This is a genomic window from Amycolatopsis sp. WAC 04182, assembly GCF_003947465.1.
GTDB lineage: Bacteria > Actinomycetota > Actinomycetes > Mycobacteriales > Pseudonocardiaceae > Amycolatopsis.
Map to the genome: position 1 here is coordinate 750,636 of NZ_QHJJ01000004.1, position 18,328 is coordinate 768,963.

Sequence of the window (18,328 nt, forward strand, 5' to 3'; positions counted from 1 at the left end):
TAAACCGAGCGCTCGGTCTAATAATGGGCGTATGGAAACGATCGTCGACGAGCCCCAGTGGCTGCGCACGGCCTCTTGGCTCGGCTGTCCGCTGGCGGGCGCCGCGCTCGGCTGGTTCCTCCAGTCGATCTCGGGCTGGGTGGCGTCCCTGAGCTGGGTCCCGTTCAAGGGCCCCTTCCAGCTCGTCTCGGACATGCCGCGGCCATGGGGCATGGTCACCGGGATCGGCGTCGGCCTGGCCCTCGGCCTGTTCTTCGCCGCGGTCTGGGCGCACGAACGGCTGATCGTCAAGGTGACGCCGACCCGCATCACGCTGACCACCAAGGGCCGCAGCCGCGCGTACGAAGCACGGCTGGAGGCCGTCTTCCTCGACGGCAAGGAGCTCGTCCTGCTCGCCGCGGACGGCCGGGAACTGGTGCGGCAGAAGGGCGACGTCGACCGCAAAGCCGTCGCCAAGGCCTTCCTCGACCACGGCTACCCGTGGCAGGACGAGCCGCCGGCGGTGAAATGAGGACGGTCGACCCGGCCAAGCACGAGGCGAAACGCCGCGCCATCCTCGACGCCGCCGCGGGCTGCTTCGCGATGAAGGGCTTCGAGAAGACGACGACGGCGGAGATCTGCCGCGCCGCGGGGATCAGCACCGGCAGCCTGTTCCACTACTTCCCCAACAAGCGTGCGGTGTTCGTCGGCATCTTCGAGCAGGACGCCGACGAGACCGCGGCCCTGCTCGCGGCCGCCGAAGAGCTCGAGGATCCGTGGGAAGCCATCCTCCAGGTCATCACGCACGTGTCGGAACAGCTTCTGCACCCGGTCATCGCCAAGCTCGTCCTCGAGGTCGCCGCGCAGTGTTCCCGTGACCCCGAGCTGGCCAGGCTCATCCAGGGCAACGACCGCGCCCTGCGCGACGGTCTCGTCGGCCTGGTGACACGGGCGGTGGACGCGGGCCGGATCGATCCCGGTTTCGAGCCGAAGACGGTCGCCAGCTGGCTCGTCGCCTTGGTCGACGCGCCGCTTTCCCGCGTGATTCTGGAGCCGGACCTCGATCCGGCGGCGGAACTCGCGGTGATGAAGGAGCTGATCGCCAGATTCCTCCGTCCCGTTCTTTCGATTTCGCCCCCGGCTGGCGGACGCGTACCCGACACTGGTGAAATCTCCCCGGGCTGATCGGTAGGCCCGGGACACCAGTTACGGGGGTCGATTCGGGTGGGTGCCTGGCTGCGCAAGAAGCCGGTCGATGACGTGAATCCGGACGACGTGCCGACCGGCCAGATTCCGGCGGCGATCATCGCCGAAGCGGATGGCGAGACTTCGCCGTCCGAGGGAACCGAGGCCGTCGATGCCGCGTCGAAGACCGATGTGGAGTCCACGACCACGGGTCCGGCCGACCTCGAACAGGCTCTCGCCGACAGGCAGGCGCTGATCCAGCTGTGCCTGTACGCCCTCGATCGCGCCCGCAGCGGCGGCGTCGTCGAGCGGCTCGAACACGGGCTCGCCGGGATCGGCGTCCGTGCCCTGCGCCCGGACGGTCAGCGGTTCGACCCCACCGTGCACGAGGCGGGCGGCGCGGTCGCGACCGAGGATCCGGCGCTCGAAGGGCTCGTCGCGGAGACCGAGGTGGTCGGGTTCGCCGATCACGAGCGGGTCCTGCGCGCGCCGATCGTCATCGTCTACGCGAAGAAGGCCCTGTGACGGCTCCGAGCGCGGCCGCCAACCTCCCGGCGGTCGTGAAGAGCACGCGCGAACAACTGCTCACCGTCGTCCGCGAAGCGGATCCTCAGGCCGCGAAGTGGGTCGAGGACATCCGGAAGGCGCGGCCGAAGAAGCCGTCGGTCGTGGTGGTCGGCGAGACCAACCGCGGCAAGAGCTCGCTCGTGAACGCGCTCCTGTCCATGCCGGGACTGTCCCCTGTGGACGCCGACGTCGCCACGGCGACCTATCTCGTCTTCGAGCACGGCGAGCAGTGGTCCGCGCAGGCCTGCTACCCGGGCCAGCTGGCGCCGGTGCCGATCAACCTCAACGAACTGATCCACTGGGTTTCGGCCGCGCACGAACTGCCGGAAGGGCAGATCCCGCCGCGTTACGTCGAGGTCTCCGGTCCGGTCCCGCTGCTCGAACGAGTGTCCATTGTGGATACACCGGGGGTCGGCGGGCTCGACTCGATGCACGGCGAACTGGCGAAGGAGGCCGCCGCCGGCGCCACCGCGCTGCTGTTCGTCGTGGACTCGTCGTCGCCGTTCACCGCGCAGGAACTGCAATTCCTGCAGGACATGGGCGAACGCGTCGAGACCGTGCTGTTCGCCCTGACCAAGACCGACCAGTTCCGCGGCTGGCGCGAGGTCCTCGAAGCCGACCGGCGGCTGCTCGCCGAGCACGCCCCCCGGTTCGCCGACGCGGTGTTCCACCCGGTTTCCGCGCGCATGTTCGAGACGGCGGCCAAGGCCCCGAACGAGCAGATGGCCACGATGCTGCGCGAGAAGGCCGGGATCGCCGCGCTGCAGGGTGCGTTGCAGGAGATGCTGGTCGGCCGCTCGGCGATGCTGGGCGAGGCCAACACCCTGCGCGCGTTGTCGAGCGCTCTCGGCGAGCTCAAGGCGAAGCTTCAGGCGGAAAGCCGCGCGCTGTCGGCCGGCGAGGCCGAAGCCGAACAACTGCGCCAGCGCCGCGACGACCTGACCACCGAACGCCGGTCTTCGACGCGGGGCTGGCAGCTGAAACTGCGCGCGGAGATCCAGCGGACCCGTGTCGAGGTCGGGCACGAGACCAGCAGGCAGATGCGCGACGCGTCGACGCATTTCCGGCAGCTGATCGACGGCGCGAAACGGGACGCCCTCGCCGCGCTGCCGCAGCAGGTCGACATCGCGTTGCAGACGACGTCGCAGCGGATCTCGATGCTGCTCTCCCAGCGGCTCAACCAGGTCACCAACGTCGCGCTTTCCGAGCTGTTCTCGCCCGAAGAGCTCGAAATCATCCGCGGCCAGTTCGCCAGGGCGGGCGGCCCGCCGGTCGTGCTGCGCCCGCCGGACAAGAAACCGCCGACGGCCGAGGACAAGCTCCTCATCTTCATGGGGGTTTCCGGTGGCCTCGGCGCCGGGAAGGTCGCCGCGCTGCCGCTGGCGGGGGTCGCGATCCTGAATCCGGTGATCCTGCCGGCCACGATCATCATCGGCCTCGGCGCCGGCTGGTGGATGGCGCGGACCCGCAAACACGCGTCGGACAAGCAGCATATGAAGCAGTGGCTGGTCGAGGCGATCGCCGACGCGCGGTCCACGCTGGACCAGCTCGTCGCGGAGCAGCTGATCGAGGCCGAACAGCAGCTGTCGATGGCGCTGGACGAAGCACTCGGCCGCCGCATCGACGCGATCGAGGCGGAGCTGAAGGAAGTCGACAAGACGATCAAGATGGGCGCGCAGGAACGGGCGAAGAAGATCTCGGTCGTCGCGAAGCGCCTCAAGGACGTCTCGGACGGCCGAGACCGCGCCGAGGCACTGCTCGGTCGCATTCGGTCACTGCGCGACAATCAGGCGTGACCTTCCCTCAGCGGCCGCAGCAGCCGCCTTACGGACAGCAGCCGCCCTTCGGGCAGCAGTTCCCGCAGCCGGGTCCCGCGCTGAACCCGTTCCCGCCGCTGCCGCCCCAGAAGGGGTTGCCCGCGAAGCTCCAGCGGCTGAGCGAAACGGCCCGTGACCCGCAGGGCCGCAAGAAGCTGATCCTGCGGGTGCTCCTCGCCATCGTGGCTGTGGTGATCCTCGTCGTCGGGGTGGTCTTCCTCGTCGGCGTGGTGATCGCTCCGGCGATCGACCACCTGTCGAAGTAGCCCGCTCCGGACGGCTCGGGCGGGTGGTCCTGTTGTGGACCGGAACCGAACCGGCCTACGGTGAGTCATAAGCTTCGACACACCAGCAGGTCAACGAGGGGGTTATCCCATGTGGGTCGACGAGAGCGGCGGCACGGACACCGAGACGGGCTCCACGGAGGCGGTCACGGTCCACGTTGACGGCGAGGAGTACCAGGCCGAGCTCAACTACGACCTCGACAAGGACGGCGTCAACGACGCCGCGGTCATCCAGCACGAGGACGGCACCGGCCAGGCGTTCGTCGACACCGACGGCGACGGCGAGGCCGACCAGTACGCGGTGCTCGACGAGAACGGCAAGGTCGTCCAGGAGGCCGTCTACGACGAGGCCTCCGGCGCCTGGGTCGAAGCGGGCGGCGGCAGCGGCGACGACGGTTCCGACGCGGGCACCAGCGGCACGATGCACGCCGACATGCCCAGCGGCGACGTCGAGGTCGGCCCGCCGACCATCGACACCGACGGTGACGGAACCCCCGACACCGCCGTCGTCCAGACGGAGGACGGCCGCACGATCGCCTTCACCGACAAGGACGGCGACGGCAGCGCCGACATCGCGGTGGAGACCGACGCCTCCGGCAACTCCAAGACCTACGAGCACACCGGCCCCGGCCAGTGGAGCGAGGTCGGCAGCGGCGTGGTCAACAACGACATCGGCGCGGCCTTCGCGAGCGTCCCGGCGACCGGAGGGGACCCGGCGGGCGACGCGGCGTGGGGTGGCGCGGGCACCGAAACACTCGAAGGTGTGGCGAAGATCGATTCCGCCACCGGCCAGTGGATCAGCCCCAACTGATTCCCGAAATGGCCTGGACCAATACAAGAATGGTCCAGGCCAATTTGAAGCGGCAATTCCTGTAATCCTGGTCACAGAACAGCCCGGTACGACCCCTCGTACCGGGCTTTCTCATGTCCGATTCGTCCTTCGCGGGCCTCGCGCCTGTGCCATCGATCACCGGAAGAATTTCTGCGTATGGCCCATTCCGGTGATACTGAATCGATTCCCTTATCGTTCTTGTGAGAGAACCGACAGGTCAGCTCTCGGTTACCTGCCGGTCATCCGGCTACTCTCGGGGAATCCCAAAACCTGCACACCGGCTTTCCCGCCGGTGTGCGAAGCCATTCGGTCGCCGGCATCGAAGCCCGCATCGGAACAGCGTCGTTCCCGGTGTGGGCTTCTGCCGTCGGAAGTCAGGAGTAGAGATGACCGCAGTCGCCATCCCTGGACTGGAAAATGCGCCGACGACGCACAGTGGCGTGCTGTCCTGGGTCCGGGAGGTCGCCGAACTGACCACTCCGGACCGCGTGGTGTGGGTCGACGGGTCCGACGAAGAGGCCGCGCGCATCAACGCCGAGCTGGTCACCGCCGGCACGTTCGTGCAGCTCGACGCGAAGCCCAACTCGTACTGGGCCGCTTCCGACCCGAATGACGTCGCCCGTGTCGAAGAGCGCACCTTCATCTGTTCGCAGAACGAAGAGGACGCCGGTCCCACCAACAACTGGATGGACCCGGCCGAGATGAAGGCCACGATGACCGAGCTGTACCGCGGCTGTATGCGCGGTCGCACGATGTACGTGATCCCCTTCTGCATGGGCCCCCTCGGAGCCGAGGACCCCAAGCTCGGCATCGAGATCACCGACTTCGCCTACGTCGTCGCCTCCATGCGCGTGATGACCCGCGCCGGCAAGGCCGCGCTGGACAAGTTCGTCACCGAGGACGGCACCGAGCGCGAGTTCGTCCCCGCCCTGCACTCCGTCGGCGCGCCGCTGGAGCCGGGCCAGGAGGACGTCTCGTGGCCGTGCAACACCACCAAGTACATCTCGCACTTCCCCGAGACCCGTGAGATCTGGAGCTACGGCTCCGGCTACGGCGGCAACTCGCTGCTGGGCAAGAAGTGCTACTCGCTGCGCATCGGCTCGGTCATCGCCCGCGACGAGGGCTGGCTGGCCGAGCACATGCTGATCCTCAAGCTGATCTCGCCCGAGGACAAGGTCCACTACGTCGCGGCGGCGTTCCCGAGCGCCTGCGGCAAGACCAACCTCGCCATGCTCCAGCCGACCATCCCCGGCTGGCGCGCCGAGACCCTCGGTGACGACATCGCGTGGATGCGGTTCGGCGAGGACGGCCGCCTGTACGCGGTGAACCCCGAGTTCGGCTTCTTCGGCGTCGCGCCGGGCACCGACTGGCACACCAACCCCAACGCGATGCGCACCATCGAAAAGGGCAACACGGTCTACACGAACGTCGCGCTCACCGATGACGGCGACGTCTGGTGGGAGGGCATGGGCGAGAAGCCCGCGCACGCCACCTCCTGGAAGAAGCAGGACTGGACGCCGGAGTCGGAAGAGAAGGCCGCGCACCCGAACTCGCGCTACTGCACGCCGATGTCGCAGTGCCCGATCCTCGCGCCCGAGTGGGACGACCCGCAGGGCGTGCCGATCTCGGCGATCCTGTTCGGCGGCCGCCGCAAGACCACGGTCCCGCTGGTGAACGAGGCCCGCGACTGGCAGCACGGCGTGTTCATGGGCGCCACCATGTCGTCGGAGACCACTGCGGCCGCCGCCGGCGCGGTCGGCAACGTGCGCCGCGACCCGATGGCCATGCTGCCGTTCCTCGGCTACCACGCCGGTGACTACTTCAAGCACTGGCTGGACCTCGGCAAGAACGCCGACGCTAACAAGCTGCCGAAGATCTTCTACGTCAACTGGTTCCGCCGTGGCGAGGACGGCCGCTTCCTGTGGCCGGGCTTCGGCGAGAACTCGCGGATCCTGAAGTGGGTCATCGACCGCGTCGAGGGCAAGGGCAACGCGAACGAGACCCCGGTCGGCTTCGTGCCGAAGGCCGAGGACCTCGACACCGAGGGCCTCAAGGAGCCGCTGGCCGACATCCAGGCCGCGCTCGACGTCTCCGCCGAAGAGTGGCGCCAGGAGCTGCCGCTCATCGAGGAGTGGTTCGAGAAGATCGGCGACAAGGTCCCGGCTTCGCTGCGTGACGAGCTGGACGCGCTCAAGCAGCGTCTCGGCTGATCGTCCGAACGTAGGAGAAAGGCCTCATCCCCGGAGTCATTCCCGGGGATGAGGCCTTCTTCTTTCGCTCTCGGTACCGTGGCCGCATGGTCAAATTCGGCGTCAACATGGTCGTCCCGGAGACCCGTGCGGCGTGGGTCGGGAAGTGCCGCAAGGCCGAGGACCTCGGATTCGACGTGATCGGCGCGGCCGACCATCTCGGCATGGCGCCGCCGTTCCCGGCCCTCGTGCTCGCCGCCGAGGTGACGAGCCGCCCACGGCTCAACACCTTCGTCATCAACACCGCCTTCTACAACCCGGTGCTGCTGGCCCGCGACGTCACCGGCACGGATCAGTTCACCGAGGGCAGGCTGGAACTCGGCCTGGGGGCCGGTTACGTGAAAGCCGAATTCGAAGCGGCGGGGATGGAGTTCCCGCGCGCCGGAAAGCGCGTCGACCATCTCGAAAACACCATCAAGGTGCTGAACCGGCTCTATGCCGACGAAAGCCACAAACCGCCGACGGTGCAGAAGCCGGGCCCGCCGCTGATGATCGCCGGACGCGGCGACAGGCTGCTCACGCTCGCCGCCGAACACGCCGACATCATCGGATTCACCGGCACGGCGGCCGTTCCCGACGGCGGCGCGCTCGCCGTCGACGACGCGGCCGGAATCGAGGAGCGGGTGAACTTCGTCCGCGGGAAACTGAACGGCCGCGAAGCCGAACTCAATATCCTCTCGCATTTCGTCGCCGTGGTCGAAGACCGGCGAACGGGTTTGGAAAGCCTGCGAGAACTGCTCGACGGCAAGCTCACCGTCGACCAGCTCGCCGAACTTCCGACGGCTCTCGTCGGCACCCACGAGCAGATCGCCGAACAGATCCTGGCGCACCGCGAGCGGTTCGGTTTCACCTATTTCACCGTGCTGGAGCACAACATGGACGCGCTCGCACCGGTGATCGAGCTGTTGCGCGGCAAATGATCGACGTACGCGGGCTCGGCGTCCAGGCCGGGGAGCACTGGCTGTTCGACGGCCTCGATTTCGAGGTCGAGGCGGGCGAATGCGCGGTCATCGTCGGCCCCAACGGGGTCGGGAAATCGACCCTGCTGAGGTGCCTGTACGGAACGCAGACTCCACAGCGGGGCCGCGTCGTCGTCGCGGGCGGTAAGCCTGACGAACGCGAGATTTCCTTCCGCCGCAAGGTTTCTGTGTTGTTCGACGACTCCGACTTCTTCGCCGAGCTGACCCCGTTGCAGCATCTCGAACTGCTGGAAGGCTCGTTCGGTACCGATCTCGGCGATTTCGACGCGCTTCTGGTGGACGCGGGGCTCTCGGAACGCGCGAAGGTCACCGCGGGCAAGTTCTCGGCCGGGCAACGCCGTCGTCTGCTGCTCCTCGGCGCGACCGCGCGCCCGCACGACGTCCTGCTGCTCGACGAGCCCGAGCGGGCGCTCGATGCCGCCGGGAAGGAATGGCTGACGTCGTTGATCAAGCGGTCGACCGACGCCGGGGCGGCCGTCGTCGTGGCCACGCACCATCCCCCGCTGCTCGAAGCGGCCGACTCCACCCTCGAGTTGTGGTGACCACGAAAGCCCCCACGCACGTCCCGGGACGACAGCGATTCGGCGGCCTGTTCAACGGTGACTACCAGACCTTCCTGGCCCTGTTCGGCTTCGGCGCGCTGTTCACCGCCTTCCAGAACCTGCCCAAGCTCAGGAATTTCCTTTTTGGACAGTCCGTTGTGGACTTCCCGGCGGTGTTCGGGCTGCTGATCGTGCTGTGCGCGATGTTCTGGCGCGGCCTGCTGCGCCGCGGCTTCGTCTGGGCCGAACCGGCGGCGCTGACGTGGATGGACTTCGCCCGCGTCGACCGGCGCCGCGTCGTCGTCAAACGGATGTGGACGCTCTGGTCCGGCCTGGTCGTCGTGGTCGGCTACACCGGGGCGCTGGTCACCGCGATCGGTGGCGGTGCGAAGGACGTGTGGGTCGCGATGTCGGCGCTGACCGCATCCGGGGCGATCCTGGCGGCGGTCACCGTGCGGCGGACCGCGATCCGCGGGGAAACGCTCGCGCCGGTCGTGCTCGCCATGGCCGGTTTGGCGTTCGCGGCCGCGGGATGGGGCCCGATCGCCGTCGAGGCGCTGGCAGGCGCGCTGTTCGTGGTGGCGGTCGCGGTGGCCTTCGGCGGCGAGCCGATGTCCGGGGTCGGGCGCCAGGAACTCGTCGACGGCTGGAACGCGCGGCTCCTGCGGGCGATGGCCGCGGTCTTCATGGACCCCATGCTGCTGATCCCGGAATCGAAGCCGGTGCCGTGGCTGTCGCTGCGGCGGCCGACGACGCTGCGTCTTGCGTGGGCCGGGGTGCTCGGCCGCATGCGCTACACGGCGGCCAGTGTGGTGATCGCGTGCCTGGTCGGCGTCGCGCATCTGGCCTTCCCCGCCATCCCGGCCGCGCCGCTGTTCGCGATCGGCGCGTACGCGGCGCTCGTGCCGTTCGTCGGCGGGCTCGGCGAACTGTGGCGCAACCCCGGCCGCAGGCGGTGGCTCGGCGCGTCCGACTGGGAGTTGCGGCTGGTCAACGGCCTGGTGATCGCGCTGCTCGGCCTCGTCTGGGGGATCCTGCTCGGCCTGGTGACGGTGACGCTCGGGGTGGTCCCGGCCTGGCCGGTGTGGCTCGCGGTCCCGCTCGCCGTGGTCGCCGCGGCGCGGACGGCGACCCGGCCGCCGATGAACTACGACGTCAGCGGCGGGGCGGCCGGGCTGCAGGCCCTGCGCGGCGTCGACGTGCTCGTCGTCGGCGCCGTCTTGCTCAGCGTGATCACCTGAGGTCACCCGTTCCCGCGTTCGGATCATTCGAATACTCCGAACGCGGGTTACCCTCGATGCGACGAAAGGAGCACGAGTGGGCGGCGGGCACGCACCGGGAAAGGGACGGCGGGCGACCAGCGAGTTCCCCGCGGGCTGGACCGACGAGCAGATCATCGCGGTGATCAAGGACGTCGCGAACGATCCGAGCGAACCCCGCGTCAGACTCCACAACGGCCGCTGGCGGTGCGCCGGCGAACGGTACGGCGTGCACCTGATCGTGCTGGTCGAGGACAACGGCAACGTCAAGACGGGGTATCCGGTGGCGGGTCCCGGCGTGGTCCGCAATCCCGACACCGCCGCCGACCCGGCGAACCCGACCGTCGCGGACCTGGCCGCCGGCCGGATCAGCTTCTTCGGGGACAGCCTGCTCGACCAGCTCTCCGACCGGATCGCGCCGGACGTCCTGGCGTTCTACCGCACCCTGCACTGGTCGGGCGAGTGGGAAGAGCTGGCCGACGTCCTCGTCGCGCACGCCATGAAGGAAAACCTGCAGCTGGGCGTGGACGAATACGCGACGCTGGAAAGCCTGCTGAACAGCTTCGACCTGCCGATCGACGGCTTCCTCTACCTGAACGACCGGGCCCACGCACTGGACGCCCTGCGCCGCTAACTCGCTTCCGCGACCTGTGTGGTGCCGTGCTCGGCGGCCGCTCGCAGCGCGTCCAGCGGCAGCCCGACCGCGTCCGCGATCGCCATCACCGTGAAGAAGGCGGGCGTCGGGATCCGCCCGGTCTCGATCTTCCGGAGCGTCTCGACCGAGATCCCGGCCTCCGCCGCGACCTCGACCATGCTCCGCGAAGACGCCGCGCGCGCGTCCCGGAGCGCCAGCCCCAGCCGCTCGCCGCGTTCGCGTTCCTCGTCCGTCAACGGCACTCGCACCATGGCGCCAATACTAATACCGGTCCGGCCCGACACACGCGAGTTACGCCTCCAATCACGCGAGTTGCGCCTTCAATCACGCGAGTTCCGCCCCGGCGACCGAGTTGTCCCCACCGAGTTACCCCCAGCCTGTGGACAACTCTGTGCACAGGTCGTGGACAACTCCAAGAAAAGGGCCCCGCCGAGCCGAAGCTCGACGGGGCCACAATCCCTAGTGGCTTCAGGCGCCCGCGGGCACCGGAAGTGGGAGTCCGGGGAGGCTCTGGTCGTTCGGCACCTTGCCGTCGACGAGGTAGTCCTCCACGACCTTGTCCACACCCGCGTTGCCGCCGGCGTAGATACCGTGGTCACCCTCACCGGTCACGGTGATCATCCGCGAACCGGCGAACGCGCGGTGCGCACGGGTCGCGCCCTCGAGCGGGGTCGCCGGGTCGTTCACCGACTGGACGATCAGCACCGGCGGGACACCGCGGCCGTCGAGCTTCGGCAGGTCGACCGGCTTGTTCTTCCAGAAGATGCACGGCTGGATCAGCCAGCCGGCGCCGAGCAGCGGCAGATCGCGGTCGATCAGCTTCTGCGACTGGCGGATGACGCTCTGCCGGTTGCCGGTCCACTTGCCCTCGTTGCAGGGGATGGACCAGAAGCTGGCGTTGTAGGAGTCGCCGTCGGTCGGGACGAACAGTGGCTGCGGGCCGATGACGCCGTCACCGTCCACCGTCTCCGCCTTGACCTTCTGCGCGGCCGTGGCCTTCTGCTGCTGCGTCGAGGTGCCCTCGGTCAGCGTCTTCAGGTTGACCAGGTAGTCGGCCAGCGCGGTGAAGTTGCGCTTCGAGTAGAGGTACGACGCGATGGTCGAGTCGAGGGCGTTGGCCGAAACCGGGACGCCGTCCACCTCGACGGGGTTCTGGGTCAGCGCGAAGCGGACCTTCTCGTAGGTCTGGCGCGCGGCTTCACCGGTCTTGCCGAAGCCGTAGACCTTGTCGTACTTGCCGATCCACGGCAGGAAGTCCTGACGCCAGCGGCGCTCGAAGCCGAGCGGCTGCCAGTCGAACGAGTTCTGCCAGGTGGTGGTGAACTCGGTCGCGGAGTCGAGCAGGAAACGCCCGGTCCGGGTGGGGAACTGCTGCGCGTAGTGCGCGCCCATCCAGGTGCCCGCCGAGTAGCCGACCCAGTTGATCTTGTCGCGGCCCAGCAGGACGCGCAGCAGATCGATGTCGCGGATGGTCTGCGCGGTGTTGATGAGCGGGCCCAGTTCGCCGGACTTCACCTGGCAGGAGTCCGCCGCGTACTTGGTGGCGTCCAGGATCAGGTTGAGGTTCGCCCGGCTGCGGTCGCGCGGGTCGAGGTCCGAGCCGGTGCCGATCGCGTTGCCGCAGGTGATGTTCGTGCTCTTGCCGGTGCCGCGCGGGTCGAGACCGATGATCTCCTGGCTCGCGCGCAGCTTCGTCTGGTTACGCAGACGAGCCGGGAAGTTACGGCCCGGAGCGCCGGGGCCACCCGGGTTCGTGATGACGCTGGCCGTCGCCTTGCCGCTGGTGGCGGCGAGGCGGCTGACGGCGATCGTCAGGTCGATGTTCTCGTTCGTCTTGTACCAGTTACGCGGCGCGCGGTACGTCGCACACTCGATGTTCTCGGCCCCCGGAGGCGGCGCGGACGGCAGCTCACTGGCGGTGCACTTGTGCCAGTCCAGCTTCTGGTCCGCGTACTTCGCCGGAATGTTGGTGGAGTTCAGCGGCTGCTGCCCGGCAGCCTCCGGCCCTGCGAACGCAGGCGTGAACCCGGCCAGCATGGTGCCGGCGACAGCCGGGATCACCACCGCATAGCGGAGTTTCTTCATCCGATGCCCCTTTGATCTTGCGTGCGAAGTTCCTGTTCGCGACTGCGGCTATTGATATCCGGCGGGGACTCCGACGGCAACCGCCCTTCGTCGTATGGGGCGTCGCTGATCAAATCGATATCGGGCACGCGTGACCCGGGCGGGGGAGAGGTTCTAGGGTCATCGGGACCATCCGGGGGTAAGGGAACGTTAGGTGAGGTCCGATGGCGTCAGGTAAGGCAGACGGGAAGGTGAGGGGCTTTCAGTTCAGCCCCTGGAACCTCCTGTTGATCATCCCGTTGCTGGTGCTGATCACGTCCTTGTTCAATTCGGACGGTCCCCGGCTGTTCGGGATGCCGTTCTTCTACTGGTTCCAATTCGTGTTCGTGGTGGTCGGTGTCCTGTGCACCTGGATCGTCTTCGTGATGACCAAGGACAAGCCGACCAGTGAGCGTCCCGACCGGCTGTCCGTGGACGAGCTCGACGAGGGGGACGCCAAGTGACCAACATCCAATGGCCAGAGCTGATCATCTTCACGATCCTCTTCGCGGTGGTCACCGTGCTCGGCTTCGTCGCGTCGCGCTGGAAGGCCGGCAACACCCTCGACCACCTGGACGAATGGGGTCTGGGCGGCCGCAAGTTCGGCTCGTGGATCACCTGGTTCCTGCTCGGCGGTGACCTCTACACGGCCTACACGTTCGTCGCCGTCCCCGCGCTGATGTTCAGCGCCGGCGCGATGGGCCTGTTCGCGCTGCCGTACACGATCATCGTCTACCCGATCGTGTTGATGCCGGCGCTGCGCATGTGGTCGGTCTCGCGCGTCCGCGGCTACGTCACGCCCGCCGACTTCGTTCGCGGCCGGTTCGGTTCGCCGACGCTGGCGCTGCTGATCGCGATCACCGGCATCATCGCGACGATGCCGTACATCGCGCTGCAGCTCGTCGGCCTCGAAGCGGTGCTGCGGACGATGGGCATCAACGGCTCCGGCATCGTCGGTCACCTGCCGCTGCTGGTCGCCTTCATCATCCTGGCGGTCTACACCTACCAGTCGGGTCTTCGCGCGCCCGCGCTGATCGCGTTCGTCAAGGACATCCTGATCTACCTCGTGATCATCGTCGCGATCATCTACCTGCCCTCGAAGCTCGGCGGCTGGTCGGCGATCTTCGACGCGGCGGACGCGAAGTTCGACAAGTCGCCGTCCCCGTCGGACGGCATCCTGCTCAACGCCAACAACCAGTTGCAGTACGCCACGCTGGCGCTCGGTTCGGCGCTCGCGCTGTTCCTGTACCCGCACTCGCTCACCAGCGTGCTCGCCTCGCGTGGTCGCAGCGTGATCAAGCGGAACATGGTCGCGCTTCCGGCGTACTCGCTGGTGCTGGGTCTGCTGGCGCTGCTCGGCTACGTCGCGATCAGCGCGTCGGTCTCGCCGATCACCAACAACGCGACCGGCAAGCCCGACACGAACACCGTCGTCCCGGTGCTGTTCGACACGCAGTTCTCGTCTTGGTTCGCCGGGATCGCGTTCGCCGCGATCGGCATCGGCGCGCTGGTGCCCGCGGCGATCATGTCGATCGCGGCGGCCAACCTGTGGACCCGCAACATCTACAAGGAGTACATCAAGAAGAACGCGACGCCGGGCGAGGAAGCGAAGCAGGCCAAGCTCGCTTCGCTGATCGTGAAGTTCGGCGCGGTGGCGTTCATCCTGTTCATCGACCCGCAGTTCTCGATCGACCTGCAGCTCATCGGCGGTGTGCTGATCCTGCAGACGCTGCCCGCGGTCGCGATCTCGCTCTACACGCGGTGGTTCCACCGCTGGGGCCTGATCGCAGGCTGGGTGGTCGGTATCGGCTGGGGCCTGATCATGCTTTACAACATCCCCAACCCGGCGACCGGCAAGGCGCACTTCGGTGGCTCGGCGCTGAAGCTCGGCGATCTGTCGATCTTCGGCTGGCACCCCCTCAGCGGCTCGCAGCTGCAGATCTACGTCGGTTTCGTGGCGTTGATCGCGAACCTGCTGGTCGCGGTGATCTTCACGGTGATCGCGCGGCAGCTGAAGGTCTTCAACGGCACGGACGACACCGAGGCCGAGGACTACCACGCCGACGAACACGACAAGGATCTCCGCGAAATCGGCGTCCACTGAGTCAGCCGTGAGAAGGGGCCGCGTCCTGCCTGGGCGCGGCCTTTCTCGTGGCCGCGGTCGCCGCCAGGTAGAGGACGAGGCCGTTCAGCAGGTGCCAGAGGAAGTGCGTCCCGGCGGGGAAGTTCCCGCAGACCGTGTGGTCGGCCGTGCGGAACGACAGGGACACCCCGAAGACGCCCGCGGCGAGGGCGAACCTGCGGCGATCTTCACCCCGGAGGATGACGGCGAAGATCACGAGCCCGATCAACGCCGAGAGGTACAGCCCGCCGCCCAGCGACGCGACGACGGCGGTGAAGGCGAGGAACACGGGGATACCGAGCCACGCCAGCCGTCGGCCGACGCCGAAGAAGACGCGCGGGAACACGGCGGCGTAGTACAGGACGAACACCAGGATGAAGCCGGTGTCGGCGGCCGCGGACCAGCGGGTGGCGAGCAGGTGGAACGCCGTGCTGCCGAGGAACACCAGACCGATGAGGACGCCGAACACGCGGCCTTTCGGTTGCCGCCAGACGGCGATCGCCGCGATCAGGAACGCGAGATTGCTGAGGCTGTTGAGCGGCTCGCCCCACAGGCCGGGCGCGAGGCGTTCGCAGTAGCCGTCGACGTACGCCGTCCAGTTCACTCCCCCAGCCAACCCTGCCCGCGTGAACTGCGGATGTCTTCGCCGCCTCCGCTTTCGGGAAGCCGACGCGTTGCGAAAGCCACTTTCGCAACCTTCAACGTTGCGAAAGTGGCTTTCGCAACATGACCACCGTTATCCCTCGTCGAGTTGTCCACACCCACCCGCCATTGTGGACAACTCGCCCCTGAATCCCTCCGAACCCCGCCCCGCGACACCCCCTCCCGATACGCTGGTGCGGGGCGCGCCCCCCTGGGAGTGGTGGGGGTGGGGTACGCGCGGGGCAATGCAGAAGTGCTGGTCAGGGAGTTGTCGCGCAGGCCGTCAGGCGTCGGGTGAGGAAGCGGCGTTGCGGTTCCGAGCAGGGCAGCGCGAGCGCTCGCCGGTAGTGCTCCGCGGCTCGCACGGGGTCGCCGGCCCGCAGCCACAGGGCGCCGAGGACGGCGGGCAGCAGGGTGTATTCCGGCAGGCCGGCCTCGATGGCTTCGAGTTCGGCGATCGCTGAACCCAAAGCGCCGTCCACCATCGAAAGCGCGATCGCGCGGTTCAGCCGCGCCACCGGTGACGGCCGCAGCGCCAGCAGATCGTCGTACAGGCCGACGATCCGGCGCCAGTCCGGCGGCGAAGCCGTGCTGTGGCACAGCGCTATCGCCGCTTCGACGTGATACGCCGACATCTCCGGCCCGGTGCACGCCCGCTCGAACAGCCGCGTCCCCTCGGCGATCATCGCGTGGTCCCAGCGATCGCGGTCCTGCTCGTCGAGCAGCAGCAGGTCACCCTCCCGGTCCACCCGCGCGGGCAGCCTGCTGCCCTGAAGCAGCATCAGCGCGACCAGCGCCCGCACCCTCGGCAGATCCGTCTTCGGCTCGGCCAACAGCAGTCGTCCCAGCCGGATCGCCTCCCCGCACAGTTCGCCGCGCACCGCGACCTCTCCGGTCGTCGCGTCGTAGCCCTCGTTGAAGAGCAGGTAGAGGACGGCCAGCACACTGTCCACTCTGGACTCCAGCGCGTCCGGCCCCGGCAGGGATAGCGGCTTCCCCGACTCCCGCAGCCACTTCTTCGCCCGCACGAGCCGCTGCGCCACCGTCGCCGGTTTCGTCAGCAGGGCCGCCGCGATCTCGTTCACCCCGAGCCCGCCGACGGTCTTCAACGTCAGCGCCACCTGCGAGACCGTCGGCAGCGCGGGATGACAGCACAGCAGCATCAGCACGAGTTCGTCGTCCGTCCCCCGGTCGGCTTCGTGACCGTCGAGTTCCCCGAGCTGCGGGAGCAGGGTGCGCAGAGTCTGTTCGCGCCTGACGACGTCCATCGCCCGGTTCCGCGCGGCCCGGAACAACCAGCCTCGCGGGTTGTCCGGAATCCCGGCCTGCGGCCAGGTGCGCAGCGCCTGTTCCAGCGCGTCGGCGACGGCCTCTTCGGCCAGGTCCAGCCGTTCGGGGCCGAGCGCCCTGGCCAGCGTGGCGACGATCCGTCCGGCACTGTGCCGGAACAGATGCTCCACCACGCCGGCCGGGCGGCTCATGACGGCATCAGTCCTCACAACCGCGTTCGCCGACCTTGCGCACCTCGACCGGCCCGAACGCCAGATGCGGATGCGTCGCGAAGATCTTCTCCGCCTGATCGAGGTCCGCGGCTTCGATCACCTGATAGCCGCCGACGATCTCGGTGGCCTCGGTGTGCGGCCCGTCGGTCGCGCCGACCTCGCCGCCGGAACCGCGCAGCACCCGGCCACTCCTCGACAGCCCGCCGCCGCCGACGAAGCGGCCCTCCTTGGTGCGTTCGTCAGCCCAGGCGATGTAGCTCTCGAGCACGCGTTGCGCTTCGTCGGGGCCGAGGTGATCATGCGAGTCCGACTGGGACCGCAGGAAACCGATGTACTGGGGCATGGCGTCCTCCTTGGGAATCGATGGTCCCTAGACGAACGAGCGCTCCGCGAATCGACATCAGTAGCGGAAGAGCCGGTCGTGCAGTTCCCGCTGCCGCGCGAACCAGGCCCCCAGCCTGGTCCGGCGCCGCCGTCGTTTCAACACCTGCCGGACTTCCCGCACGCAGGGCTCATGGGGCGCGAAGGACTTCCCAGTCAGCAGGACGGCGTAGTGGCCGTCGGGGCAGCGACCGGAAACGGAGATCATGCCCGGGGTCAGGTCGTCGACGAAATCGATTGAGCCGACCCCGACCACGGACCGCCGATCGCAGACGGGGCAGTAGACGACGAACACGTCACAGCTCCAGCCGCCAGGTCTGCCCGGTCAGCTCGTAACCGAAGCCCGTGATCGTCTCTTCGCTCACCAGCTGGAAGCCGGCCTTCCGGTAGATCGCTCGCGCCGCGTCCAGCAGCGAGACCGTCCAGAGTTCCATCGCCCGGTAGCCGGATGCCCTCGCGAACTCGACGCATTCGGCGACCAGGCGTTTTCCGACGCCACGGCCTCGGGCGGCCGGCTCCAGGAGCAGCATCCGCAGCTTCGCGGTGGTGCCGTCTTCGGCGGGCATGCAGAAGATGCTGCCGACGCGCTCGCCGTCGAGTTCGGCGATCCAGCCCGCTTGGCGCGGGTCTCCGCGCCTCTCGACGTACTCGGCGACGACGCGGGCGACGAGTGCTTCGAAGCGTTCGTCCCAGCCGTACTCGCGGGAGTAGAGGGCGCCGTGGCGGTGGACGACCCAGCCGAAGTCACCCGGCCGGGGTGGGCGCAGGACCAGCGCGGGATTCGAGGCGCGCTCGCCGACCAGCGACGAGATCGTTTCCATGGCGCCGAGCAGCCGCTCCTGCTCGTCTTCGCCGAACTTGCCGAGCAGCGAGCCGATCCGGCCCACCGACCGCTGGTCCAGGACGGCGAAGGCCTTGCGGCCGTCCTCGGTCAGCCGGACGATCTGACGGCGAGCGTCCTCGTCACTGCGCTCGCGGGTGAGGAGACCTCGTCCTTCGAGCCTCGCGAGCAGCCTGCTCGCGTATCCGGCGTCGAGGTCGAGACGTTTGCGCAGGTCGGTGACCTGGGTCTGCTCCTGCTGCGCGAGTTCGAAGATGACCCTGGCTTCGCTCAGGGAGTACTCGGCGTCGGCCGGTCCTTCGTCGAGGACGCCGATCACGCCGGTGTACAGGCGGTTGAAGGCCCGGACGGTCGCCACCCGGTCCACGGATAGATTCATTTGACCACC

The 18,328-nt window shown here is 68.2% G+C and carries 20 protein-coding genes; 13 read left to right on the plus strand and 7 right to left on the minus strand.

Annotated features, from left to right (window positions below; translation table 11 throughout):
• Positions 1–31: 31 nt before the first annotated feature.
• From DMH01_RS23800 to DMH01_RS23850, 11 genes are all read left to right on the plus strand, one after another.
• Positions 32–511: a hypothetical protein gene (locus DMH01_RS23800; RefSeq protein WP_125679441.1), complete on the plus strand. Its 480-nt coding sequence runs from the start codon at positions 32–34 to the stop codon at positions 509–511.
• Positions 508–1,164 carry a TetR/AcrR family transcriptional regulator gene (locus DMH01_RS23805; RefSeq protein WP_125679442.1) on the plus strand — a complete coding sequence of 219 codons (657 nt, stop codon included), beginning with the start codon at positions 508–510 and terminating at the stop codon, positions 1,162–1,164. The genes DMH01_RS23800 and DMH01_RS23805 overlap by 4 nt, the downstream gene beginning before the upstream one ends.
• Positions 1,165–1,203: 39 nt before the next feature.
• Positions 1,204–1,689: a nucleotide exchange factor GrpE gene (grpE, locus tag DMH01_RS23810; RefSeq protein WP_125679443.1), complete on the plus strand. Its 486-nt coding sequence runs from the start codon at positions 1,204–1,206 to the stop codon at positions 1,687–1,689.
• On the plus strand, positions 1,686–3,527 hold the full coding sequence (locus tag DMH01_RS23815; RefSeq protein WP_125679444.1) for a dynamin family protein: 1,842 nt from the start codon (positions 1,686–1,688) through the stop codon (positions 3,525–3,527). Before grpE ends, DMH01_RS23815 begins: the two co-directional genes overlap by 4 nt.
• Positions 3,524–3,814, plus strand: a complete 291-nt coding sequence (locus DMH01_RS23820) for a hypothetical protein (protein ID WP_125679445.1) — start codon at positions 3,524–3,526, stop codon at positions 3,812–3,814. Before DMH01_RS23815 ends, DMH01_RS23820 begins: the two co-directional genes overlap by 4 nt.
• A gap of 109 nt (positions 3,815–3,923) precedes the next feature.
• Positions 3,924–4,643 (plus strand): DUF6802 family protein, encoded by a 720-nt coding sequence (locus DMH01_RS23825; protein WP_125679446.1) that lies wholly within the window; start codon positions 3,924–3,926, stop codon positions 4,641–4,643.
• Between the two features lie 407 nt (positions 4,644–5,050).
• Complete coding sequence (locus tag DMH01_RS23830; protein WP_125679447.1) at positions 5,051–6,874, plus strand: phosphoenolpyruvate carboxykinase (GTP); 1,824 nt, start codon at positions 5,051–5,053, stop codon at positions 6,872–6,874.
• A gap of 86 nt (positions 6,875–6,960) precedes the next feature.
• Positions 6,961–7,833 (plus strand): LLM class F420-dependent oxidoreductase, encoded by an 873-nt coding sequence (locus DMH01_RS23835; protein ID WP_125679448.1) that lies wholly within the window; start codon positions 6,961–6,963, stop codon positions 7,831–7,833.
• Entirely contained in the window at positions 7,830–8,435 is a 606-nt protein-coding gene (locus tag DMH01_RS23840; protein ID WP_125679449.1) for an ABC transporter ATP-binding protein, read from the plus strand. The genes DMH01_RS23835 and DMH01_RS23840 overlap by 4 nt, the downstream gene beginning before the upstream one ends.
• Positions 8,429–9,676: a DUF6297 family protein gene (locus tag DMH01_RS23845; protein ID WP_125679450.1), complete on the plus strand. Its 1,248-nt coding sequence runs from the start codon at positions 8,429–8,431 to the stop codon at positions 9,674–9,676. The genes DMH01_RS23840 and DMH01_RS23845 overlap by 7 nt, the downstream gene beginning before the upstream one ends.
• Positions 9,677–9,752: 76 nt before the next feature.
• Positions 9,753–10,328, plus strand: a complete 576-nt coding sequence (locus DMH01_RS23850; protein ID WP_233621647.1) for an EndoU domain-containing protein — start codon at positions 9,753–9,755, stop codon at positions 10,326–10,328.
• Here DMH01_RS23850 and DMH01_RS23855 read toward each other — a convergent pair.
• Both DMH01_RS23855 and DMH01_RS23860 read right to left on the minus strand, forming a co-directional pair.
• Positions 10,325–10,600, minus strand: coding sequence for a helix-turn-helix domain-containing protein (locus DMH01_RS23855; protein ID WP_125679452.1), 276 nt, complete (start codon positions 10,598–10,600; stop codon positions 10,325–10,327). The genes DMH01_RS23850 and DMH01_RS23855 overlap by 4 nt on opposite strands.
• 217 nt (positions 10,601–10,817) lie before the next feature.
• A complete protein-coding gene (locus DMH01_RS23860) occupies positions 10,818–12,434 on the minus strand; it encodes an alpha/beta hydrolase (RefSeq protein WP_125679453.1) in 1,617 nt (538 codons plus the stop codon).
• Between the two features lie 203 nt (positions 12,435–12,637).
• Here DMH01_RS23860 and DMH01_RS23865 point away from each other — a divergent pair, with 203 nt between their 5' ends.
• Complete coding sequence (locus DMH01_RS23865; RefSeq protein WP_125679454.1) at positions 12,638–12,916, plus strand: DUF3311 domain-containing protein; 279 nt, start codon at positions 12,638–12,640, stop codon at positions 12,914–12,916.
• Positions 12,913–14,556, plus strand: coding sequence for a monocarboxylate uptake permease MctP (mctP, locus tag DMH01_RS23870; protein ID WP_125679455.1), 1,644 nt, complete (start codon positions 12,913–12,915; stop codon positions 14,554–14,556). The genes DMH01_RS23865 and mctP overlap by 4 nt, the downstream gene beginning before the upstream one ends.
• A gap of 1 nt (position 14,557) precedes the next feature.
• Here the strand turns inward: mctP and DMH01_RS23875 are convergent, their stop codons facing one another.
• The 5 genes from DMH01_RS23875 to DMH01_RS23895 form a co-directional block, all read right to left on the minus strand.
• A complete protein-coding gene (locus DMH01_RS23875; protein WP_125679456.1) occupies positions 14,558–15,178 on the minus strand; it encodes a hypothetical protein in 621 nt (206 codons plus the stop codon).
• A gap of 298 nt (positions 15,179–15,476) precedes the next feature.
• Positions 15,477–16,697, minus strand: a complete 1,221-nt coding sequence (locus DMH01_RS23880) for an RNA polymerase sigma factor (protein WP_125679457.1) — start codon at positions 16,695–16,697, stop codon at positions 15,477–15,479.
• Positions 16,698–16,704: 7 nt separating this feature from the next.
• Positions 16,705–17,061, minus strand: coding sequence for a YciI family protein (locus DMH01_RS23885; protein ID WP_125679458.1), 357 nt, complete (start codon positions 17,059–17,061; stop codon positions 16,705–16,707).
• Between the two features lie 57 nt (positions 17,062–17,118).
• The gene (locus tag DMH01_RS23890) at positions 17,119–17,394 is read right to left on the minus strand and encodes a hypothetical protein (protein ID WP_125679459.1); all 276 of its coding nucleotides are present in this window, start codon (positions 17,392–17,394) and stop codon (positions 17,119–17,121) included.
• A gap of 1 nt (position 17,395) precedes the next feature.
• Positions 17,396–18,319 (minus strand): helix-turn-helix domain-containing GNAT family N-acetyltransferase, encoded by a 924-nt coding sequence (locus DMH01_RS23895; protein WP_125679460.1) that lies wholly within the window; start codon positions 18,317–18,319, stop codon positions 17,396–17,398.
• Between the last annotated feature and the right edge of the window lie 9 nt (positions 18,320–18,328).

Bases quoted from the DNA above. Each gene is read 5' to 3' on its own strand.
- DMH01_RS23865 (WP_125679454.1), top strand. From the start codon at position 12,638: ATGGCGTCAGGTAAGGCAGACGGGAAGGTGAGGGGCTTTCAGTTCAGC.
- DMH01_RS23840 (WP_125679449.1), top strand. From the start codon at position 7,830: ATGATCGACGTACGCGGGCTCGGCGTCCAGGCCGGGGAGCACTGGCTG.
- DMH01_RS23855 (WP_125679452.1), bottom strand. From the start codon at position 10,600: ATGGTGCGAGTGCCGTTGACGGACGAGGAACGCGAACGCGGCGAGCGG.
- DMH01_RS23860 (WP_125679453.1), bottom strand. From the start codon at position 12,434: ATGAAGAAACTCCGCTATGCGGTGGTGATCCCGGCTGTCGCCGGCACC.
- DMH01_RS23895 (WP_125679460.1), bottom strand. From the start codon at position 18,319: ATGAATCTATCCGTGGACCGGGTGGCGACCGTCCGGGCCTTCAACCGC.
- DMH01_RS23835 (WP_125679448.1), top strand. From the start codon at position 6,961: ATGGTCAAATTCGGCGTCAACATGGTCGTCCCGGAGACCCGTGCGGCG.
- DMH01_RS23885 (WP_125679458.1), bottom strand. From the start codon at position 17,061: ATGCCCCAGTACATCGGTTTCCTGCGGTCCCAGTCGGACTCGCATGAT.
- DMH01_RS23830 (WP_125679447.1), top strand. From the start codon at position 5,051: ATGACCGCAGTCGCCATCCCTGGACTGGAAAATGCGCCGACGACGCAC.
- DMH01_RS23805 (WP_125679442.1), top strand. From the start codon at position 508: ATGAGGACGGTCGACCCGGCCAAGCACGAGGCGAAACGCCGCGCCATC.
- DMH01_RS23880 (WP_125679457.1), bottom strand. From the start codon at position 16,697: ATGAGCCGCCCGGCCGGCGTGGTGGAGCATCTGTTCCGGCACAGTGCC.
- DMH01_RS23800 (WP_125679441.1), top strand. From the start codon at position 32: ATGGAAACGATCGTCGACGAGCCCCAGTGGCTGCGCACGGCCTCTTGG.
- DMH01_RS23825 (WP_125679446.1), top strand. From the start codon at position 3,924: ATGTGGGTCGACGAGAGCGGCGGCACGGACACCGAGACGGGCTCCACG.